The sequence below is a fragment of the Halobaculum sp. D14 genome (assembly GCF_051195135.1).
In the GTDB taxonomy this organism is placed as follows: domain Archaea; phylum Halobacteriota; class Halobacteria; order Halobacteriales; family Haloferacaceae; genus JBNTKA01.
The window spans coordinates 899,481-925,072 of record NZ_JBNTKA010000001.1; the positions used below are offsets into that span (position 1 = coordinate 899,481).

A 25,592-nucleotide genomic window follows, 5' to 3' on the forward strand; every position below is an offset into this window, starting at 1 on the left:
GCCTCGCCGCCGTCAGTTTCCGCTCCCGGCACTACCCCCGGCTCCGCTGCCGTCACCGCCGCGGCCCGCGCTGCCGCCACCGCTGCCGCCACCGCTGCTGCGACTCGCGCCGCCGGCGTCGCCGCCGCGGGATTCCCTGTCGTCGTCGCCGTGGGTTCCGCCGTCGACCGCCCAGTCGACGTAGTGGATGATGGCGAACGCGGCGACGAGAAACAGCAGCAGCAGGCCGTACGTGAGCCCGCCGAGCAGCGCCTCGCTCGCGGACTCGTACTTCCCGGTGCGGAAACTGATTATCTTCCGCGCCATCGCGATCATGCCGACGTTGACGACGATGGGCAGGATCTCCTTGTCCTCGACGTACGCGATGACGGTCCGGTATATCTCCACGATGATGAGCAGCAGCAGCACCGTGTCGATGAGCTTGATGACGCTGCGCGCGCTCGTGATGGCGCCGGACTGAATCATCCCGGCGAGCTTCAAGCCGAGGTCGAAGACGCCGACGGCGAACAGGAACACGAGCACCAGCGCCGTCACCAGCTCCAGCATGTCCATCACCGACTCCGACCCCGTCGCCAGCGAGTCGGCGAGGGATTCGAGGGCCGGCTCGTCTCGGTCGCTCATTCGCCCCGAACAGGGACGTGCCGCCAATTAAATCATGTCCCACGCTGACAGGTGCGGCCGGGAGCGGGACCGGGTCGCCGCCGAGCCCGACGCCGCCGGCGACGTCGCGGTCGACGGCGACGCCGCACTGTCCCGTCCTGATACCAGCCTGGCCCGCCGGCGCGGGGGCCACTCCGCGCTCTGAGACACGCTTTTGAGGCCGCCGCGACAATACAGCACCGTGACAGAACAGACGGACCCCGACGGCGACGACGACTCGCTCTCCCGGCTCGGCCGCGTCGCGCTCGGGCTCGGCCTGGCGCTGCAGGCCACCGAGGACTTCCGAGACATGGACGACACCGTCTCGTACGCCGAATCGGCGGGCGTCCCGATGCCGGACGTCCTGGCGCCGCTGGCGTCCGGCACCATGGTCGCCGCCGGCGTCGGTATCGCGGTCTGGCGGCTCCCGCGGCTCGCCACCGGCGCCGCCGCGACGTTCCTCGCCGTCGTCACCGCCACGATGCACGACTTCTGGAACGCCGACGAGGACGACCGGGGCGGCGAACGGCTCGCCTTCTTCGGCAACCTCGCCATGCTCGGCGGCGTCCTCGTCTTCCTCCGCAGGGCGTTCGAGTGAACGCCGGCATCGACGCTGACGCCGGAACCGACGCTTCCGTCGATACTGGCACCGACGTGATGGGTAGCTATTACTGGATTCGGTTCGTTCGGCCGGCGTGACACTCCGCCAGGAACTCACGTCCGTCGAATCTGTCCACGACAGCGGGTCGTGGCTGTTCACGGTCATGGACACGTACGGCCGCGAACAGGAGTTCATCCTCGTCCCCTGCGAGGACGGCGTCGAGGCGTGGCGGAACCAGTGCACCCACGAGCCGCAGCGGTTCGACCGCGGGAACGGCGCCGCGGTCCGCGACGGCGAACTCGTCTGCCCGCGTCACGGCTCCATGTTCGACACCTGTTCGGGCTACTGCGACAACGGCAAGGCCGCCGACACGACCCTCGGAAGCGCCGACGTCGACTGCGAGGACGGCACCGTCTACCTCACCGACGACGCCTACGAGTTCGCGCACGCCGGCGGCGTCGACGCCGGCGACGACGACAGCGGCCCCAGTTCGACGTCCCACCTCTCATTCTGACTCGAAGCCGGTCGCCGCCGAGGTGGGCCGAGCGCCGCTCGGCTCACAGCAGCGCGACGAGTAGGACGGTGACGGCGGCGGCGAGCGCGACGCTGACCACCGTGATTTTCGCGGCGAACATCCGGTCGGCCTGCTGGTGGGACGGGTCGGTCACGTCGCCGCGTTCCGCCTCGTCGCCGTCGTCGCTGCAGAAGTTGTAGCGGCCGAGCAGCGCGAGCCGCACGCAGAACGCCTCGTACGCCTGGAACGCCCACTCGAAGCCGACCGACAGCGGGACGAACACGGCGACGAGCAGCTCCTCCGGGATGCGGCCGACGAGGTAGGCGGCGACGATGGCCGCGGCGGCGACGAACGACACCGCGGCGACGAGCGCTCGCTTGCGTCGCTGGCGCCCGCCGATGTTGCACCGGCCGGGCTGGTATCCACTCATGTCGCCCCCTAGGGGGACGACTCGGTTCACGCTTGTGACTCCGGAAGCCGGGCTGGGGCGACGGCGCTGGTTCGAGCGACTTCCCTCCGATTCCCGGCGCACCCGTCAGTTCCCCCGATTCCGAGCCGCGAGAAGCGAGATGAGTTAGTCCGTCTCCTCTGTGGCGTCCGCGGCATCCGTGGCGGTGGAGACGCCGGAGATGTCGAACCGCGCGCCGCCGTCGCTGTGCGAAGCGACATCGACGGTCCAGCCGTGGCCGTCGGCGATGCGGCGGACGATGCTGAGACCGAAGCCGGTGCCGTGCGCGGCGGTCGAGTAGCCCGACTCGAAGACGCGGTCGCGCTTCTCCTCCGGGATTCCGGGGCCGTCGTCGGCGACGAAGAAGCCGTCGGGCCGGTCGCCGACGGTCACCGTGACGCCCGGGCCGCCGTGGTCGACCGCGTTCCGGAACAGGTTCTCGAGGAGCTGCTGGAGCCTGTTCGGGTCCGCCTCGACGACCCGGTCGGTGTCGACGGTCCCCCAGCTCTCCGCGGCGACGTCGGCGAGCGACACCGGCTCCAGGTCCGTGACCTCGTCGCCCTCCTTCGCGACCGTCAGCAGGTCGTCGATGAGCGTCTCGATGCGGTCGTGCGCGTCGGCGACCGCCGCGAGCTGGTCGCTGTCGCGCTCCTCCCGCGCCAGTTCGAGCCGGCCCTGCGCGACGTTCAGCGGGTTCCTGACGTCGTGTGAGACGATGCGGGTGAACTGTTCGAGCCGCTCGTTCTGCCGGGTCAGCCGCTCTTCGCGCGCACGGCGTTCGGTCACGTCGCGGCCGACGCCGACCAGCCCCGCGGGGTCGCCGGCGGCGTCAGTGAGCACCGACCCGCTGAGTTCGTACGGGATGCGGCGGCCGTCCTTCGTTTCCACCGTCGTCTGGACCGTCGTGGTGCCGCCGTCGTAGACGTCGGCGATGGCCTCGACGACCCGGTCGACGTCGTCGTCGACGACGAAGTCGGCGGGCGTCATCGACGCGATTTCGTCGTCGGTGTAGCCGGTGACCTCGCGGAAGGTGTCGTTCCAGCGGTGCATCGTGCCGTCGAGGCCGACGACGTAAAACGGGTCTTCGAGCGCGTTCAGCGCCTGGTCGAAGAAGACGCGCTCCGCGCGGAGCGCGGACTCCCGGGAGGCTCTCACGAGCGCCGCCTCGGTGTTCGCCGCGAGGATGCGCGCGAGCGACACGTCGCGGTCGTCGAACAGGTCGGGCTCCCGCGACCCGAAGTTCAGGACGCCGAACTCGCCGAGCGGCACGATGACTTCGCTCCGGATCGCGGTTTCGCGGTTGTAGCGTCCGTCGACGGTTGACACGTCGCCATAGACGTGATGTTCGCCGGACTGGAACGCCTCCCACGCGAGGCTGTCGCCGCCGCGGAACGTCGGCTGGTCGCCGACCGTCACGGCGGCCTGCTCGGTGAACGCCGCCGGGCGCAGCACGTCCTCGTCGTCGTCGTACAGCCAGCAGCCCGTGATCGGGATGCCGAGCAGGTCGTGGGCCGCGTCGACGGCGATGCGGGCGATGTCGTCGTCGGACTCGGCGCTCATCAGCCGGCGGCTCGTCTCGTGGAGCGCTTCGAGCGTCCGCTCTTGCTGTTTCCACTCCGTGATGTCGCGGGTGAAGCCGACGATGCGGACCACGTCGCCGTCGGCGTCCCGAATCGGCTGCGCCTGCACCCACACCCAGCGGCCGAACGACTCCGCCGGGTTCACCCGGTACTTCAGGTCCGCCGTCTCGCCGGCGGAGAGCCGCGCCATCGCGTCTCGGACCGCGTCGCGGTCGTCGGGGTGGACGGCGTCGAGGAAGCTCGTCGGATCCGCCGCCAGGTCGTCGACGGAGTGGCCGTAGATGCGCTCGTACGGCGAGTTCACGAACAGCAGGTCGCTCCAGTCCCCGGTGAACATCCACAGCACCTGCGTCGTGTTCTCGGCGAGTTCGCGGAGCCGCTGCTCCACCCGGGTGGCGGTGCGCTCCGCGCGGTGCTGGTCGACGGCGTTGACGATGCGGTTCGCGAGCAGGTCGAACTGCTCGGTCCCCGCCCCCTTCCGGAGGTAGTCCGTGACGCCGGCGGAGATGGCGTCGCTGGCGATCTCCTCGCTGCCCTTCCCGGTGAACAGGATGAACGGGAGGTCCGGGTCGGCCTCGCGGACGGTTTCGAGGAATTCGAGGCCGTCCACGTTCGCCATGTCGTAGTCGCTGACGACGCAGTCGACGTCGACGTCGTCGCCGGCGAGCACGTCCGTCGCGGCCGCGGCGCTGTCGGCGGTGGTGACGGTGAGCCGGTCGTTCAGCCGTTCGAGCGACAGCGCGGTCAACTCCGCGAAGGCGTGGTGGTCCTCGACGTGGAGCACGTCGATGCCGCGACCCGTCGCTGTCGAGACGGGGCCGATGCCGTCCTGCTCGAACGGCGACTCGGTCATTCGACTGGAGTACCGGGTCTGCGAGTAAAAGCGTAGTGGGCGGAATCGGGCGACTCGCCGCGGAAAACGGTTGAAATTACGGGAACAGAGGAGAAATTCGCCGCGGAGGAGTTCGGCCCGTCGCGGTTCGTCGCCGTCACGCTTCGTCGAGCGGCGCTTCGAGGCTGGCGACGTCGACGACGACCTCGTTGGCTGCGGCGTCGACCGACTGGACGACGCCGCCGAGCACGAGCTTCGAAATCGGGGTCGGCCCGACGAGAATCGCGTCGCCCTCGTCGAACTGCTCGACCGGCTCTTCGAAGTGGAGGCGCGCCTCGCACTCGTCGGGGTCGTGGACGTTCGTGAAGTCGATCTCGTCGACCGTGACGTCGACGTGGTCGTACTCGCGGGCCAGCATCACAGTCTCCGGGTTCTCCAGCGACTGGTAGTCGAGGACGTTGTACGCGTTCGCCGTCGCCTTGTAGCCGCCCTTCGGCCCGGGGATGCCTTCGACCAGATTCAGCGCCTTCAGGCTCTGCATCTGGTTCCGAATCGTCCCCGGGTTCCGGTCGACGTCCTCGGCGAGCACCTCGCCGGTGACCGGGGACTCCGAGGTCTGGTACCTGTCGACGAGCGCAGCGAGCAGCTCCCGCTGGCTGTCGGTCAGCTCGATCTGGTCCATCTACCTGCATGAACGATTCGGACCTATAAATACTGCCTGCCTGCCACGGGCGGCACTCTTCGCGCGGGATTCCAAACGCGTCCGCAGTTTTCCGGCTCAGTTCTGGTAGTCCGGTCGCTCCGCGTACTCGATGGGGTCGCGGACGCCGGCGCGCTGGAACGCCTGCAGCCGGAACGCGCAGGCGTCACACGTCCCGCAGGCCGGGGCCTCCGCCCGGTAGCACGACCACGTGTGTTCGAACGGGACGCCGAGGTCGACGCCCCGCTCGACGACGTCGGTCTTCGACCACTCGGCGAACGGCGCCTCGACGGCGACGTCCGTCTCCGGCTTCGTGCCGACGTCGACCATCGCCTCGAACGCCTCGAAGAACTCGGGGCGGCAGTCCGGGTACCCCGAGAAGTCCTCCGAGTGCGCGCCCATGTAGACGGCCGCACAGCCGTTCGCCTCCGCGAGCGACACCGCCATCGCGAGGAGGTTCGCGTTCCGGAACGGGACGTACGACGACGGGACCTCCTCGGCGTCCACGTCGGCGTCGGGGACCGCCATCGAGTCGTCCGTCAGCGACGACCCGCCGATTCGCTGCAGGTGGTCCGTCTCGACGTGGAGGAACGACGATGCGTCGAACTCGTCGGCGAGCCGCTCGGCGCACCGCCGCTCTTTCGCCTCCGTCCGCTGCCCGTACGACGTGTGCAGCAGGTGCAGGTCGTGGCCGCGCTCCCGCGCGAGCGCCGCGGCCGTCGCGCTGTCCATCCCGCCCGACAGCAGCACGACTGCGCCGCCGCTGTCGCTGTCGGGGCTGCTGCTCGGGCCGCCGTCGTCGCGTCCGGCGCTCGGTTCGCCGGGGTCGTTCGCGTCGCTCATGTTCGCCGTTCGCCGCGGCCGGCCGTGTGCGTTTCGCTCCGAGCGGCGGCGCCCGAAGCGGCGCGGTTCACGCGCCGTCGAAGGTCGCCGCGGCCTCGTAGACGGCTCCCTCGTAGCGGAACCGGAAGCGCCCCGGTTCGTAGCCGCCGGTCCGCGCCCCTCGCGAGACGGTGTTGCGGTCCGTGACGAGCGAGACGGCCGTGACGCCGTCCTCCACGTACGGCAGCGTGTTCCGGAGCGCGGCGTTGTGCGGCTGCATCACCTGCTCCGTGATGAGGCGGGTCTCGGCGGTGTCGCCGGCGTCCGCTCGGGTCAGCGTCAGCGTCGCCCGCGGCACCTCGTCGGCGCGGCGCGGCCACCTGACGCGGACCCGCGAGCCGTCGCGAGTCACGGTCAGGCCCTCGGTCGGCTCCAGCGTCGCCGCCGGCGCCTCGACGTCGAGCAGCGCGGCGTCCGTTCTGCGTTCGCGGCCGACGCCGACCTCGAAGGCGTACCGGCCGCCGCCGAGGAAGCCGACCGTCGACGACGCGCCCGTGTCGATGGCGTGTTCGTCGAACGCCGCGAGCGTCCACGTCTCGGTCCCGCCCGGCGGAACGAACGACAGCGGCACCGGCCAGCCCCGCGGCGCGACGTGGAACCACCGGCCGTCGACGAGCTTCCACAGCCGCCAGAAGTACGGATTCCCGGCGAGCCGGCTCCGGCCGTGGTTGACGAGCGTGTAGTCGACGCTCGCCGGCAGCTCCACCCGCTCGGACTCCGGCCGGAGGAACGACGTCGTCGCCGCGTCGGCGCCGTGGTACCACGCCATCCGCGTCGCCTCCGGGAGCGCCGGCGGCGACGCGCCCGCGAACCGGGAGTCGCCCGTCGGCCCGGGGTGGTCGGTCGACCAGACCGCGACGTCGACGGTGCGGTCGCCGTGCCCGTCGAACCGGTAGCGGGCCCGCGGGAACCCCGAGCCCTCGCCGCGGCCCACCAGCGCGTACTCGATTCGCACGGACTCGCCGGGGCCGAGCCGGGCCTGCTCCGGGAACCACGGCCCGTCGACCGGATCGTCGAGCCGCCACCGGCCGTCGTCGGCCAGCGCCACCGCCGGCGTCGCCGTCGCGAGGTCGTGGTCGGCCGTCGGCGCCAACACGAGTTCGTCGCGGTACGTGTACCGTTCGCTCCGCGGGCGGCCGCCGGGCCACGCCGACGGGACAGACTGGAACAGCGGGAGCGCGTGCAGGTCGAACGTGTTCGCGGCGTCGTTCCGGTTCGTGAACGTTCCGCGGAGCAGCGCGGGGCCGTCCGCGGTGGCGGTTCGAGCGAACTGCATCGCGACGGAGCCGTCGTCGCGCGTCCGCGACCGCGTCTCCGGCAGCGCGACCGTCACGGGGAGCGTCTGGAACGCCACGAGGCTCCAGTCCTTCTCCGGCTCCAGCGGCGACACGTCGCCGCCGTCGGCCGGTGTCGGCGTTTCGTCGGTCGAGCGAGCCGGCCGCGTCCGCGTCGCGTCCGCGGTGTCCGTCGGCGGTGAGCCGAGCGTCGAACAGCCGGCGGAGGCGGTCGAGCCGAGCAGCGCGAGGACCGTTCTGCGGCGCATAGCCGGACCGTCCCCGCCGCCCGACATACGCTTTCGGGGGACTCAAACGGCCGTTTGACCGACCGGCGGCCGGCCGTGCGGCTCCGCCGACGGAGTTCCGATGCAGGAACGCCTTTGTGGGCCCTGCGCGAGTCGGCAACCATGCGACGAAGGCGCGCCTCCGACGCCGACCCCGACGCGGTGACAGACGCGGCTCGCGGCCGAGACCACAGCTCGCTCGACCCGGTGGCCCGGAATGGCTGACGGCGGCTCCGTCTCGGTGACACGGCTGGAGTTCCCGATGGACTGGCCGCCGGGGCACGTCGCCGCGTTCCTCGTCGACGCGGACGAGCGAATCCTCGTCGACGCCGGCCTCCCGAACACCGAGGCGTCGCTCCGGGACGGGCTGGCGGCGGCCGACCTGGCGCCGGCCGACGTCGACCACGTCGTGGTGACGCATCCGCACCCGGACCACACCGGGCAGATTCCGACGCTGCTCGACGCCGGCGACCCGACGGTGCACGCGCCGGCCTCCGCGGTCGACCGGCTGAACCGCGACGCCGACGCCGTCCGCGAACGCAGCCGCGCGAACCTCGAACCGGCCGGCCTCCCCGAAGACCAACTGGACGAGGCCGCCGAGACCGCCGTCGCGTCGCTCGAGCGCGCCCGGTCGCTGCTCCCGCCGGACAGCGTCGACGACGCGGTCGACCCGGGCGAGCCGCTGCGGGTCGGCGGCGTCGAGTTCGACCCGATTCACACGCCGGGCCACCAGGCAGACCACCTGTGTTACGCGGCGACGCTCGGCGGCGACGACGTGCTGTTCTCCGGCGACATGGTGCTGTTGCCGTTCCGCTCGGCGCTGCTGCACGACGGCTACGACGACGGCTACCGCGAGGCGGTCCCGGCGTTCTCGGACGCGCTCGACGCGCTCGCCGCCCGCGACGTCGACCGGACGTACCCGGGCCACGGCGACGTCCACGCCCGGTTCGCGGAGACGGTGACGCGCGACCGCGCGAAACTGAACGGCCGCGTCGACAAGGTCGAGGCGGCGGTCGCGGACGGCAACCGAACCGCCGCGGCGGTCGTCGACGCCATCCAGGCCGGCCACGACGTCCGGTACGTCCTCCCGGAGACGATGAGCATCCTGGCGCACCTCGTGGACGCCGGGCGCGTCGAGCGGACCGTCGTCGACGGCACCGCGCGGTACACCGTCGACTGACCGCTGCAGCCGCAGCGTCGGCCAGCCCTCGCGGTCTGTGGCGAACAGCGCCCCGGCGCCGGGACGCTCCGTGACGGAAACCGCCCAAAGACAGTTAGCCGGCGAGCGCGAACCCGGAACGAATGGCAAACACTGAGTCGACGCGAGCAGGCGGGTCCGAGCCCTCGCTGCTGGTCCGCGCGGTGTGGTTCGTCCTGGTCGGGTGGTGGGCGACCGGGCTCTGGCTGTCGGTCGCCTGGCTCCTGAACGTCACCGTCGTCGGGCTGCCGCTCGGCATCCGGATGATAAACACGGTGCCGAAGGTGCTGTCGCTGAAGGAGCGCGACTTCGTCGACGAGACCGGGACGCCGAGCGAACAGCCGCACGGCCTCGTCGTCCGCGGCGTCTACTTCGTGTTCGTCGGCTGGTGGGCGAGCGGCGTCTGGACCGGCGTCGCCTACCTGTTCACGCTCTCGGTCGTCGGCATTCCGGTCGCCGTCTGGATGTACAACAAGCTCCCGTACGTCGTCTCGCTGTACGAATACTGAGGCGGTCGCGAGCCGAGGCGGCTCCGCGTCGCCGGGGGCAACGGCCGACTCAGGGACTCGGCGACTCAGAAGCCGCCGTAGCGCAGCGACACCATGACGGCGATGAGGACGAGTTGGAACAGCCCCTGCACGCCGCCGAGTTTCGCGTTCTGCTGGCCGATGGCCGAGATGACCGACGGGTCGGGGTCGTCGGACACCATCTCCATGTACATCCGGACTTCGCCCGGCATCAGGAAGTCGAACCCCTGCACGGAGAGAATCGTGACGATGGCGAGCGTGACGACGATGGCCGGCGACGTCATCTGGAACTGGCCGACGGTGGTCGCGACCCACGCGAGCGACCCGACGGTGACGACGGCGGTGATGGCCTGCCAGCGGCGGTCGCGCCAGGCGTTCAGCCGCCAGCCGACCAGCAGCATCACCGGAATCAGGTTCGCGGCGGTGAACAGCGCGAGCCACGGCTCGGCGTGCGGGAACAGCCCGATTCGGATGGCGAGCGTCAGCCCCGCGGCGATCGTGAGGAACGCCATCGACGGCAGGAAAAACGAGGTCTTCGGGGTGAGACGCTCGAACACGGCGGCGCTCTGCTCTTCGTCCAGTCCGCCGATGACCGGGCCGAGAATCCCGCCGATGAAGATGTCCGTCCCGGTCCACAGCAGCCCCGCCATGACGTGGATGTAGGTGTGCTGCTGTATCGACGCCGCCGTGACCGCGTAGCCGAACGCGGCGACCGACACCGCGACGACGCCGACGGCGAACGCCGGGTTCGCTCGCCGGCCGAGCCCCGCGACCGTCCCGCGAATCGTGTTCGTTGCCATGTGTTCCCCTCCCAGTCACGTCACCCTCCTAAGAGTTACTGCTCCGGGGGTTTTCGACCGGCTGCAGCGGGGGTCCGCGACGACGATTCGCCGGAGCGCCCGGTGCCCGTCGAGTGTCCGTGTCGCCTGCCGCCGCCCCGAGCCGGGTGCGGCGTCAGTCGGTGCGCTCCGCCTCGACCACCGCGAGCGACTCGTCGAGTTCGACCGTGAGCGACTCGTCGTCGGCTGTAAACGTCACGGCGGCGCGGAGCGGGTCGCGGTCGACGATGCGGGCGCGGTCGGTGCTGATGGTCCGGAACGCCGACAGCGGCTCGTCACGCACGTCGACGCCGTGGTCGTGGTAGAACGCGACGACGGCCGGGACGTCCAGCAGGGCGACCCCGAGGTCGCCGGCGAGCGTCTCTCCACACCGGTCGCAGGTGAACCGGAACGTCGGGACGTCCCGGTACTCCTCGGGCGGCGAGGCGTCGTCGTCGGTCGTCGCGAGCTGGTCGGCGAGCCGGGACCGCATCCGGCCGTCACAGAACGGGCAGAAGCCGCTGGCGGCCTGCTGAACCACCGTCCTGAGATACCGGTTCGCGACGGCGGGCCACTCGTCGGCGTCGTAGCCGGCGAACACGCCGGGCGGGATGCCGAAGAAACTGCCGAGGTCGCAGTCGTCGCACGTGATTTCGACCTGCTGGTCGTCGTAGTGGAACGTCCGGTCGCCGCCGCACGCCGGACACGGGTCGTCCAGCGGAACCGGGTCGACCGACCCGGTTTTGGTGTAGCGGCCGGCGAGCAGCGCGCCGCGGATCTGCCGGCCGGCGACGGTCAGCCGGTAGCTGTCGTCGGTCTTCGCGACGAACGTCCCGGTGAGCTTCTGGAGGTGGTAGTTGAACTGGCCGGAGTCGCGCATCCCGACCGCGTCGCGGAGCGCCGAGAACGTCGCCTCGTCGCCGTCGGCGTCCGCCAGCGCCCGGAGGATGGCGAGCCGCGTCTCGTCCGCGAGCGCGGCGAACGCCTCGTCCGGGTCCGTCGCGTCGACAATCGGCTCACTCATGCGGGGCTGGTGGTCTGACGGCCGTATAGAGGTATCGACGGCCGCCGACCAGGCGCCGGCGTCCTGGGTCGCCGTCCGCGGTCGGCGTCGTCGGTTGGCGTCGTCGGTCGGCGTCACCGGTCGGCTTTGAGCACCGCGGTGACGTACTCGTCGGCGGTCTGCCGGGCGTCGGTGAGCGTCTCCTCGGTGTCGAGCAGCGCCGCGCGGGTCCGGGCGCCGTCGACGATAGTCATCAGCGACCTGGCGGCGTGTTCGGCGTCGACGTCCGCGAACGCGCCCCGGTCGATGCCGTCGCTGATGACGGTGCGGAGCATGTACCGGATGTACTCCTCGTTCGCCTCGAACTGCGCGTCGAACTGCTCGTTGTGGGGCGCCTGCGCCCGCATCTCGAGCATCGCGACCAGGAAGTCCCGGCGGTCGACGTGGTCGAGCAAGAGCCGGTCGAGGAGCAGGTCCAGCCGTTCGTCGGGGTCGGTGACGTCGACGCCGTGGACGGTGTCGACGAACCGGTCGAGCAGGTAGTCGAGGAACGCCGCCAGCAGGTCGTCTTTGGTGTCGTAGTGGTAGTGGATGGCGGCCGTCGACTTGCCGTACTCCTCGGCGATGCGTTTCACCGTCAGGTCCGCGTAGCCGTACTCGCACAGCGCGCGGTAGGTCGCCTCCATGATCTCCTCGTCGACGTCGGACTCGGGGCTCGTCTCCGAGGAATCACTCATCAGTCTCTCTTCGGAGTGACCCCGGCAAAACACTTGTGGAGCGGCGGTCGAGCCGCCGAGTGAACCACATGGTCAATCAGCCAGGGTCCTCGGTTTCCCCCGTCTGAGGCGAAGAATCGCGGCTCTCCGATTCCCGAAGGGCTTTTGACTAACTAGTCAGTCAGTATCAGGTACGCAATGAACGACGCACTGCTTCGAGCCGACTCGACGAACGGGGCCGCCGTCGCCGTGCCCACCGCGGTGGTCGGGGGATGAGCCTCCGTGGCCGCGTCGCCGCGCTGTTCAAGGGCCGCGACGAGTTCGACCTGACGTCCGGCGACATCGGCAAGCCGCTGCTGTATCTCTCGCTCCCCATCGTGGTGACGAACCTCTTCCAGACCGCCTACAACCTCGGCGACACGTTCTGGCTCGGCCAGTACAGCACCGACGCGCTGGCCGCCATCTCGTTCGCGTTCCCGATGGTGTTCCTGCTCATCTCGCTCGGCACCGGGCTCTCCGTCGCGGGGAGCGTCCTCGTCGCCCAGCACACCGGCGCCGACGAGGAACGGGCGGCCGAGTACGCCGCCTCCCAGACCATCACGTTCGCGCTCATCGCCTCGGTCGTCCTCGGCGGCGTCGGCTACCTCTTCGTCGACGAGTTCCTCGCGCTCATGGGGGCGTCCGCCGACGTGCTGCCGCGCGCGGCGGGCTACATGCAGGTCATCTCGCTCGGCCTCGTGTTCATGTTCGGCTTCTTCGTGTTCGTCTCGCTGATGCGCGGCTCGGGCGACACCATCACGCCGATGGTGGTCATGTTCGGGTCGGTCGTGCTCAACATCGCGCTCGACCCGTTCATGATATTCGGCTGGGGGCCGTTCCCGGAACTCGGGATGCAGGGCGCCGCCATCGCCACCGTGTTCTCCCGCGGCCTCGCGATGCTCGTCGGCCTCGCGATCATGCTCGCCGGCACCCGGGGCGTCCAGATTCACCTGGCCGACATGGTCCCCGACGCGGCGTCGCTCCGGCGCCTGCTCCGCATCGGGATTCCGGCGTCGGTCGAGGGGATGGGCCGGGCGCTCTCCATCAATCTGCTGCTGGTCGTCGTCGGCACCTTCTCCACGACGGTCGTCGCCGGCTACGGCATCGGGACGCGCGTGTTCTCCGTCATCTTCCTGCCCGCCATCGCGGTCGCCCGCGGCGTCGAAACCATGACCGGGCAGAACATGGGCGCCGGGAAGCCGGACCGCGCGGAGGCCGCGGTGCGGCTCGCCTCGAAGACGCTGTTCGGCGTGCTCACCGCCGCCGGCGTCGTCGTCTGGGTCGCCGCCGCGCCCATCGCCAGCGTGTTCACGACCGACCCGGCCGTCGTCGACGTCGCCACGGAGTTCCTCCGGTACGTCGCGCTCACCTTCGGCTTCATCGGCGTCATGCGCGCGTACACCGGGAGCTTCCGCGGCGCCGGCAAGACGCTGACCGCCGCCGCCATCTCCGTCGCGATGCTCGGCGGGATTCGGCTCCCGCTCGCGTGGTTCACCGCCGACCCCTTCGGCGAAACAGGCATATGGGCCGCGTTCGCTGTGTCGAACGTCGCCGGCGCCGCCATCGCGTACGCCTGGTACCAGCGCGACACGTGGCGCGACGCCGACGTCACCGACGCGGCGGCCGACGCACCCGGCCGCTCGCCCGACCCCGACGCGCGAACCACGGACGACTGAGACCCAGCACGCAGATGTCACGGAACCGCGACACCGACGTCGACGCGGCGCTCGAATCCGCCCTCGAATCCGCGCTCGGCTACGCCGACCGCGAGCAGCTCGCCCCCGCCCGGCGCGCCGTCCTGCGCCGTGAGCGCCGGCCGTACGGCGACCTGCTCGTCGGCACCGCCGAGGCCGTCTCGGGAGACGCGCCCGGCAAGTCGGCCGTCCGCGCCGCCGCCGCGGTCGAACTGCTCCGCGGCTACTGCCTGCTCCGCTGTGACCTCCTGGCCGACGTCCGCGCGGCCGCGGTCGACGCGGCCGGCGACGATTCGACAGCCGGCGCCGACACCACCGCGTCGCTGCTCGCCGGCGACTACCTCCAGACCTCCGCGTACTCGACGCTCGGCGCGGCCTCGACGGACCGGCTCGACGACTGCTTCGGGACGCTCGTCGCCGTCTCCCGACGGATGAGCGAGGGCTTCAGCCGGATGCACGACGCGCCGTCGCCGTCGGCCGCGGAGTACCGGTCGCTGCTCGACGCCACCGTCGGCGCGCTCGGGGAGGGCGCCGCGGTCATCGGCGCCACGCTCGCCGGCGCGGACCGCGGTCGCCGCGACCGGCTCGCTGCGCTCGGCCGGCAGTTCGGCGCGCTCCGACACCTCCAGTTCGACCGGACGGCGCCGTCCGCCGGCGCGCGGTTCGGCGTCGACGTCGACCGCGAGGCGCTCGACGACCACCGCCGACGGCTCGCGACGAACCTCGACGACGCGCTCGGCGACCTCGCGGACGCCGCCGACGTCCGCCGGCTCCGCGCGGCCGTTGAATCGGGCCTCCCTGACGGGTCGATTCGCTGACGGCCGGTCGGCGCCGCGGTCGGACTCGGGGTTCGGCGCCGCGGGTCGCCGCCGCCAAGCGGAACGTCGTCTTTCGGATACCGATATCAGGGCCTTCAGATGGCGCCCTGAACCAACTCGTTTTTAAGCCGGTTGTGCAAACGAAAGCGATATGCCGCTTCGACTCGGGACCATCGCCCGCGACCTCGGCCGGATGCTGGAGGCGCTCGCGGGGCTCGTCCTCGTCTCGGTCGTCGTGCCGCTGGTGTGGCGCGAGTGGTGGGTCCTCCCGGGGCTGGTCCTCGCCGGCGCGGCGCCGCTGCTCGCCGGAGCGGCGCTGCGCCGACGGTTCGACCGCGCCGACGACCCCGGACGGCTCCACGGCATGATGATCGCGGCGTCGGGCTGGTTCCTCGTCGCCGTCTTCGGGTCGCTCCCGTTCCTCTTCGTCGCGTGGACCGCCGCGCTCGACCCGGCGTGGCTCGGCGTTCCGGCTCGGTTCACGACGGCCGGCACCGACGCGTCGTCGACGCTCGCCGCGTTCCGGAACCCGCTGAACGGCGTCTTCGAGAGCATGAGCGGCTTCACCGGCACCGGCCTGACCATGTCGGTCCACGAGGACGCGCTGCCGCGCACGCTGCAGTGGTGGCGGTCGCTCATCGAGTGGGTCGGCGGCGTCGGCGTCATCGTGCTCACGACGGCGGTGCTCGCCCGCCCCGGAAGCGGGTCGCTGACGCTGTACCGCAGCGAGGCGCGCTCGGAGAAGATTCACCCCAGCATCGTCTCGACGGTCCGCACCATCTGGTGGATCTTCCTGCTGTTCACGTTCTTCTCGGTGCTGCTGCTGTGGCTCGCCGGGATGCCGATGTGGCACGCCATCAACCACGCGATGACGGGGCTCGCGACCGGCGGATTCTCCGTCACCGACAGCTCCATCGGGACGTACGGCAGCGTCGCCATCGACTTCGCGCTCGTCCCGGTGATGGTGCTCGGCAGCATCGCGTTCCCGATTCACTACCTCGTGCTCACCGGCGACCTCCGGAACCTCTACACGGACCTGCAGACCCGGTGGGTGTTCGTCTTCTTCGGGCTCGGCTCGGCGCTGCTGACCGCGCTGCTGTTCACGGAGCGCGTCTACGCCCCCGAGTCCGTGGCGGTCGCCGGCGTCGTCCTCCGCGGCGCCCCGGCGGCGCTGTTCCAGTCGGTGCGCTACGGCCTGTTCCAGTTCGTCTCGGCGGCCTCCTGCACCGGGTTCCAGACCGCCGGGTCGCTCGGGACGGACTGGTCGCCGCAGGCGCAGTTGACCGTCGCCGCCGGCATGGTCGTCGGCGCCGCCGCCGGGTCGACGGTCGGCGGCATCAAGCTCGTCCGGCTGCTCACGCTGACCAAGGGGACCCTGTTCCGGATTCGCGGCGTCTTCTACCCGCCGAACGCGGTGCGGACGTTCCAACTGGACGGCCGGACGCTGACCTCCGAGGAGACCGCCCAGGAGTTCGAGGAGGCCGCAATCATCACGTTCCTCTGGTTCGTCTTCCTCGCGCTCGGCGCGTTCGTGCTGCTCGTCAGCCTCCCGACCGGCCCCGGCGGCTACTCGCTGGAGAACGTCCTCTTCGAGGTCGCCTCGGCGCAGGGGAACGTCGGGCTCTCCGCCGGCATCACCGGCCCCGGCATGCCGACCGTCACGAAGGTGATGTTCCTGTTCAACATGTGGATCGGTCGGCTCGAAATCATCCCGGTGCTGGTGTTGCTGCGCGGCGTCTTCGTCTCCACGGGGGTGTACGACTGATGCGGCTCGAAGACGTCCCGGTCGTCGGCCCGCTGCTCGCCGCCGGCGCGGACGACCGCACGTTCGACGCGCTGCTCGTCGCCGGCGCCGTGCTGATTCCGCTCATCGGCGCCGTCGGCCGCAACGCCGTCACGACGGCGCTCGCCGTCGCCTACATCCTCGTCTTCCTCGGCTACGTCGCCTACAACGGCGTCCGGTGACCGACCGAAACCGCCCGGATGTTGCGGAAAGCAAGATTTAGAACGGACAAAACTGTTGGAGGCGTATGTATACTATAGTCGTCGGTGCGGGTGCGATAGGGTCGCAGGTCATCGACCTGCTCGAACGGACCCGGAACGAAATCGTCGTCGTCGAGTCCGACGCCGAGGTGGCCGAGGCGGTGAGCCGGAACCACGACTATCTCGTCATCAACGACGACGCGACGGTGAAAGAGACGCTGGTGGACGCCGGCGCGGACGACGCCGACGCCGTCATCACGACCACCGACGCCGACGCGACGAACATCATGGTGATGCTGCTCGCCGAGGAACTCGGCATCGAATCGAAGGTGAGCGTCGTGCAGAACCCCGAGCACATGGACGTGTTCCGCCGCATCGGCGTGAACGTCCTCGAAAACCCCCAGCGGCTCATCGGCGAGTACCTTGTCCGCGCCGTCCAGCGCCCCTCGGTCAAGGACTTCATGTCGCTCGCCGGCGGCGCCGAGGTGTTCGAAATCACGCTCGCCGAGTCCGCGCCGCTCGCCGAGACGACGCTGGCGGCGGCGGACGACCGAGGGCTGCTCGGCGACGACATCCTCGTCGTCGCCATCGAACGCGGCCAGGACGTCATCACCCCGCGCGGCGAAACGACGATGCACGCCGGCGACCTCGTCACGGTGTTCTCGAAGCAGGGCGTCTCCGCGGACGTGATGCGGACGTTCACCGGCGAATCGTAGCCTCGCGATTGGCCCGACCCGGCCCGACTTGACCCGACTCGACGCGGCCCAGCGCCCGGTCAGGAGTCGACGTGCGGGCGCGGTCCGCGTCGCCATCGAGCCGTCAGCGACCGCGTGTCGGCCGCGGGCGCCCCGCGTCGACTCCGCAGCTTCGTCAGCGCGGTCGCCGCGGCGGCGCCGGCGAGGCACGCGGCGGTAGGGACGGGGTAGGACGCGGCGACGAGCAGCGCCGGGACGATGCAGGTCAGCGCGAACGCGGCGGCCAGCGACCCGTCGGGGTTCGGGACGGCGCGGCCGGGTGCAGCGGACTGTCTCATGCGGCTGAACGTGGACGCCGCCACACCAAATAGGTAATCTGAACGATACTTCTGTCCGGCGGTTTACTGAAGAACGCTTCACCGGCCGGTCAGCCGAAGCCGAGGGTGGATTCACCGAAGCAGCGGTACGGTTCGCGAAACGCAGCGGTGCGGCTCCCAGCAGTCACCGGCGTCGGCGGAGAACCGACGCCCCGCCGACTTCAGCGCCGCTTCGACCTACTCCTGGGGGTCGAACACGTCGGTGTTCTCGGGGCCCTCCGCGCGCACGATGGCGAGCGCGCCCTTCCGGGCGACGCGCGAGAGCGCGTGGTCGACGAGTTTGAAGTCGCCGGGCACCGGGAACGACATCGTCGCGACGCAGGCGCTCCCGGGGAGCACCGGCGTCGTCTGGACGTACCGCATCGGGTCGCTCGCGAGCGCGCCCTGCTCCCACACCTCGTCCCAGACGCTGCCGATGGCGTGGAAGCTGCTGAACAGGTTCGGGCCGCCGACGCCGTAGAACACCCGGGCCGTCTCGCCGGTCTTGACGGTCATCTCGGCGTAGTTGTCCGGCGTGATGGCGTACTTCTCGCCGTTCATCAGGACGTACGTCGGGTCCTCCATCGCCATCCGGGCGAAGTCGAACTCGTGGTGGCCCTTCTGGCCGGTGTCGCCGTTCGTGTACAGCTCGTGCTGGCCGAGGTAGAACTCGTGGTCGACCGGCGGCAGCCCCTCCTCCGGCTCGACGAGGATGAGCCCGAACATGCCGGAGCTGATGTGGTAGTCGACGTTCGCGACGGCGCAGTGGTAGATGAACGCGCCGGGGTACGTCACCTCGAACTGCAGCCGCTTCTCCTCGCCGGGCGCGACGAGCGTCGCCTCGGCGCCGCCGCCCGGGCCGCGGCACGCGTGGAAGTCCACGTTGTGCGCCATCGAGTTCCCCTCGGCGTTCCGGATGGTGAGGTCGACGGTGTCGCCGACGCGGGTCCGGATGAACGGGCCCGGAATCTGGCCGTTGAACGTCATGTACGTGAAGGTGACGCCGGGTTCGACCTCGGCGGTGACTTCGAGCGTTTCGAGTTCCACCTCGACGGTGGCGGGCGTCTTCCGCGTGATGGGCGCGGGGACGTCCCGCGGGTCCGCGGCGACCCGGTCGACGTCGACGGGCTTCGCCTCGCCGAGTTCCGCCGCGGTCGTCAGCTGCACCGGCGACGTGTCGACGTCGTTGCTCGGGGGCGTCCCGACCGTACAGCCGGCTAACGCCATGGTTCCGCCGAGTCCGGCAGCCTGCAACACCCGTCGCCGCGTCGTTGTGTACGTCATGAGTGGTCGTCTCCAACTGGTGGTATGCGGCCCGAGGGGATATATCGGAAACCCGGTTCTCACCGGCTAAGAAACGGCTTCAGTGGTTATCGGTCGGGGCCGCGTAGCCGCTCGTATGAGCACTACTCCCGCTGTCCGCGACGACGACGACGCTGTCCGAACCGCCGACCGCGACGCCGAATCCGCCGGCGTCGGCCGTCGCGGCTTCCTGCAGGGGACGGCGCTGCTGGCGGCCAGCGGCGTCGCGCTCGGCGCGGCCCGGCCGGCCGCCGCACAGGAGACGACGGACCTCACCGCGTGGTTCTCGAACGTCTCGAACTTCGACGGCGTCGCCGACGAGCGCGGCGCCGACACCGTCACGGTCGCCGTGGGCGCACAGGGGAACGGCGGCGGCTTCGCGTTCGGCCCCGCCGCCGTCCGCGTCGACCCCGGAACGACCGTCGTCTGGGAGTGGACCGGCGACGGCGGCAGCCACAACGTCGTCGCCGAGGACGGCGCCTACGAGAGCCCGTTCGTCGGCGACGCCGGCGCGACGTTCGAACACGTCTTCGACGCCGCGGGCGTCTCCCTGTACGCGTGCGCGCCGCACAAGGCGATGGGGATGAAAGGCGCCGTCGTCGTCGGCGACGTCGACGTCGCGGTGTCGACGCCGACGCCGACCCCCGAACCGGAGCCGGTCTTCGAGTACGTCGACCGCGAACCCGACTACGGCGACTGGTTCGACGACGTCGACAACTTCGAGGGCACCGTCGACATGCGCGGCCGCGACGAGGTCCGCATCGAGGTTGGCGCGCAGGGGAACGGCGGCGGCTTCGCGTTCTCGCCGCCCGCGGTCAACGTCGACCCGGGGACGCGCGTCATCTGGGAGTGGGTCGGCGACGACGGCCCGCACGGGTTCGCGGCCACCGACGGCGAGTACGCCAGCCCGTCGCAGTCCACCGGCGAGTTCGGCCTCGTCTTCGACGGCGTCGGCGTCAGCACCTACGCCTGCGAGCCGCACGCGGAGAAGGGGATGAGAGGCGCCGTCGTCGTCGGCGACCTCTACGAGGGCGTCTACGAGGTGTCGACGAGCAGCCTCGCGGTCGCCGGCGGCGTCGGCGCGGCGCTGCTCTCGCCGCTGGCGTTCGGCGCGTTCCTCTGGGCGCGCGGCCGCCGCGGCGGAGACCGCCGCCGCTAAGCCGGAATCGACCCGGCCCCCGAGTGCCGGGATTCCCGGGCGGCCGCGCCGTCGTTGCCGGCGTTCAGGCGACGCGAGAGAACGCCGAAGTCGCTCGATTCTCGTTTCCCGCCGCTCCATCTGAATAAAACCTGGGTACGGGACCGAGACGTTTTACGGCAGGCCCCCCGGGTTCGAGGTAGCATGGACTCGTCGTCCAGCGACGCGGCGCTCCGCGCCAGAATCCGTCAGCAGGAAGTCGTCGCCGAACTCGGACAGCAGGCGCTCGAGACCGACGACCTCGACGGGCTGATGCGGGACGCGGTGGCGGCGGTCGCGGAGACGCTGGACAACGAGTACGCGAAGGTGCTGGAGCTGCTGCCGGACGGCAACGAACTGGTGTTGCGGCACGGCGTCGGGTGGCGCGACGGCGTCGTCGGCGGCGCGACGGTGCCGACGGACCGCGACTCGCAGGCCGGCTACACGCTGGCCGCCGAAGCGCCGGTCATCGTCGACGACCTCGCCGCCGAACCGCGGTTCTCCGGGCCGGACCTTCTCACCGACCACGACGTCGTCAGCGGCATCAGCGTCGTCATCGGCTCGACGGACGACCCGTGGGGCGTCCTCGGGACGCACACGACCGACCGGCGCGAGTTCACCGACGACGACGCCAACTTCGTCCAGAGCGTCGCTAACGTGCTCGCCTCCGCCGTCGAGAACCACCGCGTCCAGCGCCGGCGCGAGGAGGTGTACGGCCGCATCTCGGACGCCTTCTTCGCGCTCGACGACGACTGGCGGTTCACGTACCTGAACGACCGCGCCCGCGAACTCATCGCGCCGGAGGGCGAGTCGCTCGTCGGCACCGAGGTCTGGGAGCAGTTCCCGGCGGCCGTCGGCCGGAAGTTCGAATCGAAGTACGAGGCCGCGATGTACCGCCAGGAGACCGTGTCGTTCGAGGAGTACTACCCGGAGCCGCTGAACGCGTGGTTCGAGGTCCGCGCGTACCCCTCCGGAACCGGGCTGTCGGTGTACTTCCGCGACGTCACCGACAGGAAGGAGCGCGAACGGGAGCTCCGGCGGACCGAGCGGCGCTTCACCGCCATCTTCGAGGACCCGAACATCCTCGTCGGCCTGCTCGGCACCGACGGCACGGTGCTCGACATCAACCAGACCGCGATGGAGTACATCGACGCCGACCTCGACGACGTCACCGGCGAGCCGTTCTGGGAGACGCCGTGGTGGGGCGACGACGCGGACGTGCGGGCTGACGTCCGCGAGTGGGTGGAGCGCGCCGCCGACGGCGAGTACGTCGACTTCGAGACCCCGATCGGCCAGCCGGACGAGCGCCGCTACATCAACGGCGTGTTCCGGCCGGTGACGAACGACGACGGCGACGTCGTCTCCGTCATCGTCTCCGACCGCGACGTCACCGAGCGCCGGCAGTACGAGCGGCGGCTCGAGGAGTCCGAGCGGCGCTACCGGGCGCTCGCGGAGTACTTCCCGAACGGGCTCGTCACGCTGTTCGACGAGGACCTGAACTACACGCTGGCGGCCGGGCAGGCGTTCGACTCCATCCCGGTAGACCCGGCGGACGCCGAGGGCGAACACGTCAGGGACGTCTGGGACGAAGCCACCGCCGACGCGCTCGTCCCGGCGTTCGAGGCGGCGCTCGACGGCGCGGAGGAGTCGGTCGAACTCGCCTACGAGGGCCGCGAGTGGGTCGTCCACGTCGTGCCGATTACGGACGAACACGGCGACGTGTTCGCCGGGATGACGATGGCGCAGGACATCACCGAGCAGGTCGAACGCCAACAGCGGCTCGAAACGCTCGTCGAGCAGCTGGAGGAGTCGAACGAGCGGCTCGAACAGTTCGCGTACGCGGCCTCCCACGACCTGCAGGAGCCGCTGCGCATGGTGTCGAGCTACCTCCAGTTGGTCGAGCGGCGGTACGCCGACGAACTCGACGAGGACGGCCGGGAGTTCATCGAGTTCGCCGTCGACGGCGCCGACCGGATGCGCGACATGATCGACGGCCTGCTGGAGTACTCCCGCGTCGACTCCCGCGGCGACCCGTTCGAGCCGGTCGACCTGAACGACCCGCTGGAGGACGCCCGCGCGAACCTGGAGGTGAAGATTTCGGAGGCGGACGCGGACGTCACGGCGGAGTCGCTCCCCACGGTCACCGCCGACCCGGGGCAGCTCCGGCAGCTGTTCCAGAACCTGCTCGACAACGCCGTCACGTACAGCGGGGAGGGGCCGCCGTCCGTCCACGTCGCCGCCGAGCGCGACGGCGACGACTGGGTCGTCTCGGTCAGCGACGACGGCGTCGGCATCGACGCGGCCGACACCGACAGCGTCTTCGAGGTGTTCGAGCGGCTCCACGGCCCCGACGAGCACGGCGGCACCGGCATCGGCCTCGCGCTGTGTGAACGCATCGTCGAGCGGCACGGCGGCGACATCTGGGTCGACTCCACGCCCGGCGACGGGTCGACGTTCCGGTTCACGCTGCCGGCCGAGGGGGACCGATGACCGACCGGCGACGCGGCGACGGCGGAGCGGACGTGCTGCTGGTCGAGGACAACCCCGGCGACGTCAGGCTCGTCGAGGAGGCGTTCGACGGCGGCGACGTCGACGCGACGCTCCACGTCGTCGGCGACGGCGTCGACGCGCTCGACTTCCTCCACCGGCGCGGCGACCACGCCGACGCCCCGCGGCCGGACCTCGTCATCCTCGATTTGAACCTCCCGCGGAAGAACGGCGACGAGGTGCTTCGGGAAGTCCGCGAACACCCCGAAATCGACTACGTTCCGGTGACGATTCTGACGAGTTCGACCGCCGACGAGGACGTGCTGTCGTCGTACGAGCACAGCGCGAACGCCTACCTGACGAAGCCGGCCGACCCCGACGAGTTCATCGAGAACGTCCGGTCGCTCGAACGGTTCTGGCTGTCGCTCGTCCGCCTCCCCGACCACGGCGGCCACGGAACGGCCGCCGAACAGTGAGTCGCTGACGAAGCGTCGACGCTCAGTGACGCGGTTCCCGTGCTCCCGAGACGAACGCGTCCGGCGCTACCCGAGGAAGTAGCGCGTCCACGGGTAGCGGTCGACGAGCGCCTGCCCGTCGAGTTCGTACTGCTCGATGTACTGGTCGAGCCCGAGGATGCGGCCGGCTCCGAAGGCGGCGACCGAGAGGAACACGAGCATGTACGCGAAGTCGCCGTTGATGTAGCCGTGAGCGACGTCCCAGTTCCCGAGGTAGAACATGAGCATCATGAACGCGCCCCAGAAGGCGGCGACCGGGCGAGCGCTCCGACGAGCAGCCCGAGGCCGATGAGCAGTTCGCCCCACGGCACCGCGACGTTCACGAAGTCGACGAACCACGGCGTGTTCCCCATCGCGACGAACAGGTCCGCCGCGGGGCTGCCGCTGGCGGGCACCGCGCCCGTCAGGTAGCCCTTCGCGCTGAACTCGCCGGAGAGAATCTTGTCGAGGCCGCTCTGCAGGAACGCGAGCCCCATCATCAGCCGAAGCGCGAGGATGAACCAGACGCTGAGCGTGTGCAGTTTCCCGTTCGCCGTGAATCCGCCGACCGTGCTCCGAAGCTGGACCTCCTGTGAGGACATACCGTGCCGTCGGGTCCGAAACGAAGTTAAAGATGTTCGCCGGCCACGACGGCGCTGCGTTTCGTCACTCCGTCCGCGTCGGCGCCGGATTACCGTGTCGACGCCGGGGTCGCCGCGGACGCCGAAGTTCCCCGTCGACCGCCGGATTCGCCGCGAAACCCGGGCGGCGCTACGGTTTTGGTGTCCGCGCCCAACAGTCGGCCGATGTACGCGAGCGTCCTCCTCCCGACGGACGGCAGCGAGGCGTCGAACGAGGCCGTCGCGGTCGGCCTCGACGTCGCCGCCCGGTTCGACGCCGCGGCGCACGCGGTGTACGTCGTGGACGAACGGTTCGTCGCCGCCGAGTACGACGCCGCCGTCGAGGGAGCCGAACGCGACGGCGAGCGCGCGCTCGACGCCGTCGGCGACCTCGCCGCAGAGCGCGGCGTCGCCGTCGAGAAACACCTGCGGCGCGGCGTCCCGCACCGCGAAATCGTCGACGCGGTCGCGGACTACGGCGCCGACCTCGTCGTGATGGGGACGCACGGCCGCAGCGGTCTCGACCGGCTGGTCCACCTCGGCAGCACGACCGAGCGCGTCGTCCGGGCCGCCCCCGTCCAGGTGCTCACGGTGCCGGTCGACTCGACTCGCGACCGGAGCCGCTCCGAGTAGCGCCGCTGTTCGCGCACCCCGGCGGCGTCACCACTGGCCGCGCGGCGGGGGACTCAGTTCCTCGACGCCGCAGTCCGGACAGGTGAGGTACGCGTCGCCGTCCGCGTCCGCTTCGGGCCGCATGCCGTCGTGGCCGCAGTCGGGGCAGACCCGCGGCACCCGTATTTCGCCGCCGTCCCGCGGCGCGCCGACGGCGAGCACGACTGCGTCGCGGTCGGCGGCGTTCCGGCCGGACTGGTACTCGCCGGGCGCGAACCGGACCGCCTCGCCGCCCCCGACCGTCACGGTTCCGTCGGGCGTCTCGAACGCCACCGACCCCTCGACGACGACGAACACCTCCTCCTGGTCCGTGTGGGCGTGCAGTCCGCTGGAGAGGCGGTCGTCCGGCGCGAGCAGGTAGTGGTTGACGGCGAGGTTCGCCGCCGCCAGCGGGTCGGTGAGCGTCCGTCGCTGTACCCCCGTCTTGGTCGGCGTCGGCGCCACGGCGTCGATGTCGACGGTTTCCATGCCTCCGAATGTGCGTCCTCCGACAAATGCGTTGAGGGGCGGCGCGCCGGCCGCCGGACCCGACTCGTCGCCGGCGACGGACTCCGAGTCGCTTCGCGGAACTCGGGTCGTTGGGGGCGTCGACGCCGGAGTACCGACGGCCTCTCACGCTGAACATATTGTCACCCAAACCTTTTCATCCGGGAATCATATCAGTCGGTCGTCGGTCGGATCGGAGCGACACGTCCGAATGGCACCCGGCCGGCAGGCCGCCAGCCACGCATCACCACCGTCTCTCGGAAGCGGCACCCAACACCACCTGCGCTTTCGTGGGCAGTGGCTGGCGCCCATCACCGTTCTGAACGGCCGACGACGCCGACCCGACGGCAGACTCGCCGCTGACCCCGTGACCGCGAGGAAAGCACCTTTGGGTGCGGCCGTCGAACCCGGATGCATGTCGTACGCGACGGTCAACTACGAGGACGTCGACGCCGTGGGCGGTGGACTGCACTTCCTGCGGGAGGCGCTGGACTGTGAGAACCTCGGCGTGAGCGTGCTGGAGTGCGACCCGGGCTGGGAGGGGATGGCGCACGACCACGCCGACGACGGCCAGGAGGAGGTGTACGTGCTCGTCGACGGCGCCGCCACGGTCACCGTCGAGGGCGACGACGTCGAGATGGAGGCCGGCGACGCGCTCCGCGTCGACCCGGCCGACGAGCGGCAGATTCACAACGGCGACGCCGAGAGCACGTTCGTCATCGCCGGCGCGCCCTGAACCGCCCCCGCTCG

26 protein-coding genes and 1 pseudogene are annotated in these 25,592 nt (G+C 70.7%); 14 read left to right on the forward strand and 13 right to left on the reverse strand.

Features of this window, described 5'->3' with window-relative positions; genetic code table 11:
- Window positions 1–12 precede the first annotated feature (12 nt).
- The gene (locus tag ACQUST_RS04700; RefSeq protein ID WP_435125553.1) at window positions 13–621 is read right to left on the reverse strand and encodes a phosphate-starvation-inducible PsiE family protein; all 609 of its coding nucleotides are present in this window, start codon (window positions 619–621) and stop codon (window positions 13–15) included.
- A 220-nt stretch (window positions 622–841) separates the two neighbouring features.
- Between ACQUST_RS04700 and ACQUST_RS04705 the strand changes: the two genes are divergently transcribed.
- Both ACQUST_RS04705 and ACQUST_RS04710 read left to right on the forward strand, forming a co-directional pair.
- On the forward strand, window positions 842–1,237 hold the full coding sequence (locus ACQUST_RS04705; RefSeq protein WP_435125556.1) for a DoxX family protein: 396 nt from the start codon (window positions 842–844) through the stop codon (window positions 1,235–1,237).
- Between the two features lie 97 nt (window positions 1,238–1,334).
- A complete protein-coding gene (locus tag ACQUST_RS04710) occupies window positions 1,335–1,754 on the forward strand; it encodes a Rieske (2Fe-2S) protein (RefSeq protein WP_435125559.1) in 420 nt (139 codons plus the stop codon).
- Window positions 1,755–1,797: 43 nt separating this feature from the next.
- On the opposite strand, the gene ACQUST_RS04715 is transcribed toward ACQUST_RS04710, so the two are convergent.
- From ACQUST_RS04715 to ACQUST_RS04735, 5 genes are all read right to left on the reverse strand, one after another.
- Complete coding sequence (locus tag ACQUST_RS04715; protein ID WP_435125562.1) at window positions 1,798–2,184, reverse strand: hypothetical protein; 387 nt, start codon at window positions 2,182–2,184, stop codon at window positions 1,798–1,800.
- A 144-nt stretch (window positions 2,185–2,328) separates the two neighbouring features.
- Window positions 2,329–4,635 (reverse strand): PAS domain S-box protein, encoded by a 2,307-nt coding sequence (locus tag ACQUST_RS04720; protein ID WP_435125564.1) that lies wholly within the window; start codon window positions 4,633–4,635, stop codon window positions 2,329–2,331.
- A gap of 136 nt (window positions 4,636–4,771) precedes the next feature.
- Window positions 4,772–5,296, reverse strand: coding sequence for a TrmB family transcriptional regulator (locus ACQUST_RS04725; protein WP_435125567.1), 525 nt, complete (start codon window positions 5,294–5,296; stop codon window positions 4,772–4,774).
- A gap of 96 nt (window positions 5,297–5,392) precedes the next feature.
- The gene (gene queC, locus ACQUST_RS04730) at window positions 5,393–6,157 is read right to left on the reverse strand and encodes a 7-cyano-7-deazaguanine synthase QueC (RefSeq protein ID WP_435125569.1); all 765 of its coding nucleotides are present in this window, start codon (window positions 6,155–6,157) and stop codon (window positions 5,393–5,395) included.
- 67 nt (window positions 6,158–6,224) lie between these two features.
- Entirely contained in the window at window positions 6,225–7,739 is a 1,515-nt protein-coding gene (locus ACQUST_RS04735; protein WP_435125572.1) for a hypothetical protein, read from the reverse strand.
- A gap of 235 nt (window positions 7,740–7,974) precedes the next feature.
- On the opposite strand from ACQUST_RS04735, the gene ACQUST_RS04740 reads away from it, so the two are divergent.
- Together ACQUST_RS04740 and ACQUST_RS04745 are read left to right on the forward strand one after the other, a co-directional pair.
- Window positions 7,975–8,937, forward strand: a complete 963-nt coding sequence (locus ACQUST_RS04740; RefSeq protein ID WP_435125575.1) for an MBL fold metallo-hydrolase — start codon at window positions 7,975–7,977, stop codon at window positions 8,935–8,937.
- A 122-nt stretch (window positions 8,938–9,059) separates the two neighbouring features.
- Complete coding sequence (locus tag ACQUST_RS04745) at window positions 9,060–9,464, forward strand: YccF domain-containing protein (RefSeq protein WP_435125578.1); 405 nt, start codon at window positions 9,060–9,062, stop codon at window positions 9,462–9,464.
- 65 nt (window positions 9,465–9,529) lie between these two features.
- Here the strand turns inward: ACQUST_RS04745 and ACQUST_RS04750 are convergent, their stop codons facing one another.
- From ACQUST_RS04750 to ACQUST_RS04760, 3 genes are all read right to left on the reverse strand, one after another.
- Complete coding sequence (locus ACQUST_RS04750) at window positions 9,530–10,282, reverse strand: hypothetical protein (RefSeq protein WP_435125580.1); 753 nt, start codon at window positions 10,280–10,282, stop codon at window positions 9,530–9,532.
- A gap of 154 nt (window positions 10,283–10,436) precedes the next feature.
- Entirely contained in the window at window positions 10,437–11,324 is an 888-nt protein-coding gene (locus ACQUST_RS04755; protein WP_435125583.1) for an ArsR/SmtB family transcription factor, read from the reverse strand.
- A gap of 113 nt (window positions 11,325–11,437) precedes the next feature.
- Window positions 11,438–12,040, reverse strand: coding sequence for a TetR family transcriptional regulator C-terminal domain-containing protein (locus ACQUST_RS04760; protein WP_435125586.1), 603 nt, complete (start codon window positions 12,038–12,040; stop codon window positions 11,438–11,440).
- A gap of 251 nt (window positions 12,041–12,291) precedes the next feature.
- On the opposite strand from ACQUST_RS04760, the gene ACQUST_RS04765 reads away from it, so the two are divergent.
- From ACQUST_RS04765 to ACQUST_RS04785, 5 genes are all read left to right on the forward strand, one after another.
- Window positions 12,292–13,734 (forward strand): MATE family efflux transporter, encoded by a 1,443-nt coding sequence (locus tag ACQUST_RS04765; protein WP_435125589.1) that lies wholly within the window; start codon window positions 12,292–12,294, stop codon window positions 13,732–13,734.
- Between the two features lie 14 nt (window positions 13,735–13,748).
- Entirely contained in the window at window positions 13,749–14,570 is an 822-nt protein-coding gene (locus tag ACQUST_RS04770; RefSeq protein WP_435125592.1) for a hypothetical protein, read from the forward strand.
- A 151-nt stretch (window positions 14,571–14,721) separates the two neighbouring features.
- Entirely contained in the window at window positions 14,722–16,335 is a 1,614-nt protein-coding gene (locus tag ACQUST_RS04775) for a TrkH family potassium uptake protein (protein ID WP_435125595.1), read from the forward strand.
- Entirely contained in the window at window positions 16,335–16,535 is a 201-nt protein-coding gene (locus ACQUST_RS04780) for a hypothetical protein (protein WP_435125597.1), read from the forward strand. The genes ACQUST_RS04775 and ACQUST_RS04780 overlap by 1 nt, the downstream gene beginning before the upstream one ends.
- Window positions 16,536–16,600: 65 nt before the next feature.
- Window positions 16,601–17,269, forward strand: coding sequence for a potassium channel family protein (locus ACQUST_RS04785; protein WP_435125599.1), 669 nt, complete (start codon window positions 16,601–16,603; stop codon window positions 17,267–17,269).
- A gap of 59 nt (window positions 17,270–17,328) precedes the next feature.
- Here the strand turns inward: ACQUST_RS04785 and ACQUST_RS04790 are convergent, their stop codons facing one another.
- Window positions 17,329–17,586, reverse strand: coding sequence for a hypothetical protein (locus tag ACQUST_RS04790; protein ID WP_435125601.1), 258 nt, complete (start codon window positions 17,584–17,586; stop codon window positions 17,329–17,331).
- Between the two features lie 216 nt (window positions 17,587–17,802).
- Window positions 17,803–18,888 (reverse strand): copper-containing nitrite reductase, encoded by a 1,086-nt coding sequence (gene nirK, locus ACQUST_RS04795; RefSeq protein WP_435125603.1) that lies wholly within the window; start codon window positions 18,886–18,888, stop codon window positions 17,803–17,805.
- A 115-nt stretch (window positions 18,889–19,003) separates the two neighbouring features.
- Here nirK and ACQUST_RS04800 point away from each other — a divergent pair, with 115 nt between their 5' ends.
- The 3 genes from ACQUST_RS04800 (at window position 19,004) to ACQUST_RS04810 (ending at window position 23,046) form a co-directional block, all read left to right on the forward strand.
- Complete coding sequence (locus ACQUST_RS04800; RefSeq protein ID WP_435125606.1) at window positions 19,004–20,065, forward strand: halocyanin domain-containing protein; 1,062 nt, start codon at window positions 19,004–19,006, stop codon at window positions 20,063–20,065.
- Between the two features lie 183 nt (window positions 20,066–20,248).
- Window positions 20,249–22,573 carry a PAS domain-containing protein gene (locus tag ACQUST_RS04805; protein WP_435125608.1) on the forward strand — a complete coding sequence of 775 codons (2,325 nt, stop codon included), beginning with the start codon at window positions 20,249–20,251 and terminating at the stop codon, window positions 22,571–22,573.
- A complete protein-coding gene (locus ACQUST_RS04810; protein WP_435125611.1) occupies window positions 22,570–23,046 on the forward strand; it encodes a response regulator in 477 nt (158 codons plus the stop codon). Before ACQUST_RS04805 ends, ACQUST_RS04810 begins: the two co-directional genes overlap by 4 nt.
- Window positions 23,047–23,112: 66 nt before the next feature.
- Here ACQUST_RS04810 and ACQUST_RS04815 read toward each other — a convergent pair.
- Window positions 23,113–23,666 (reverse strand): annotated as a pseudogene (locus ACQUST_RS04815) (DoxX family membrane protein).
- A gap of 204 nt (window positions 23,667–23,870) precedes the next feature.
- On the opposite strand from ACQUST_RS04815, the gene ACQUST_RS04820 reads away from it, so the two are divergent.
- Window positions 23,871–24,317, forward strand: a complete 447-nt coding sequence (locus ACQUST_RS04820) for a universal stress protein (protein ID WP_435125614.1) — start codon at window positions 23,871–23,873, stop codon at window positions 24,315–24,317.
- Window positions 24,318–24,344: 27 nt separating this feature from the next.
- On the opposite strand, the gene ACQUST_RS04825 is transcribed toward ACQUST_RS04820, so the two are convergent.
- Window positions 24,345–24,824, reverse strand: a complete 480-nt coding sequence (locus tag ACQUST_RS04825) for a cupin domain-containing protein (RefSeq protein ID WP_435125617.1) — start codon at window positions 24,822–24,824, stop codon at window positions 24,345–24,347.
- Between the two features lie 433 nt (window positions 24,825–25,257).
- Between ACQUST_RS04825 and ACQUST_RS04830 the strand changes: the two genes are divergently transcribed.
- On the forward strand, window positions 25,258–25,578 hold the full coding sequence (locus tag ACQUST_RS04830) for a cupin domain-containing protein (RefSeq protein ID WP_435125619.1): 321 nt from the start codon (window positions 25,258–25,260) through the stop codon (window positions 25,576–25,578).
- The last annotated feature ends 14 nt before the right edge of the window (window positions 25,579–25,592 follow it).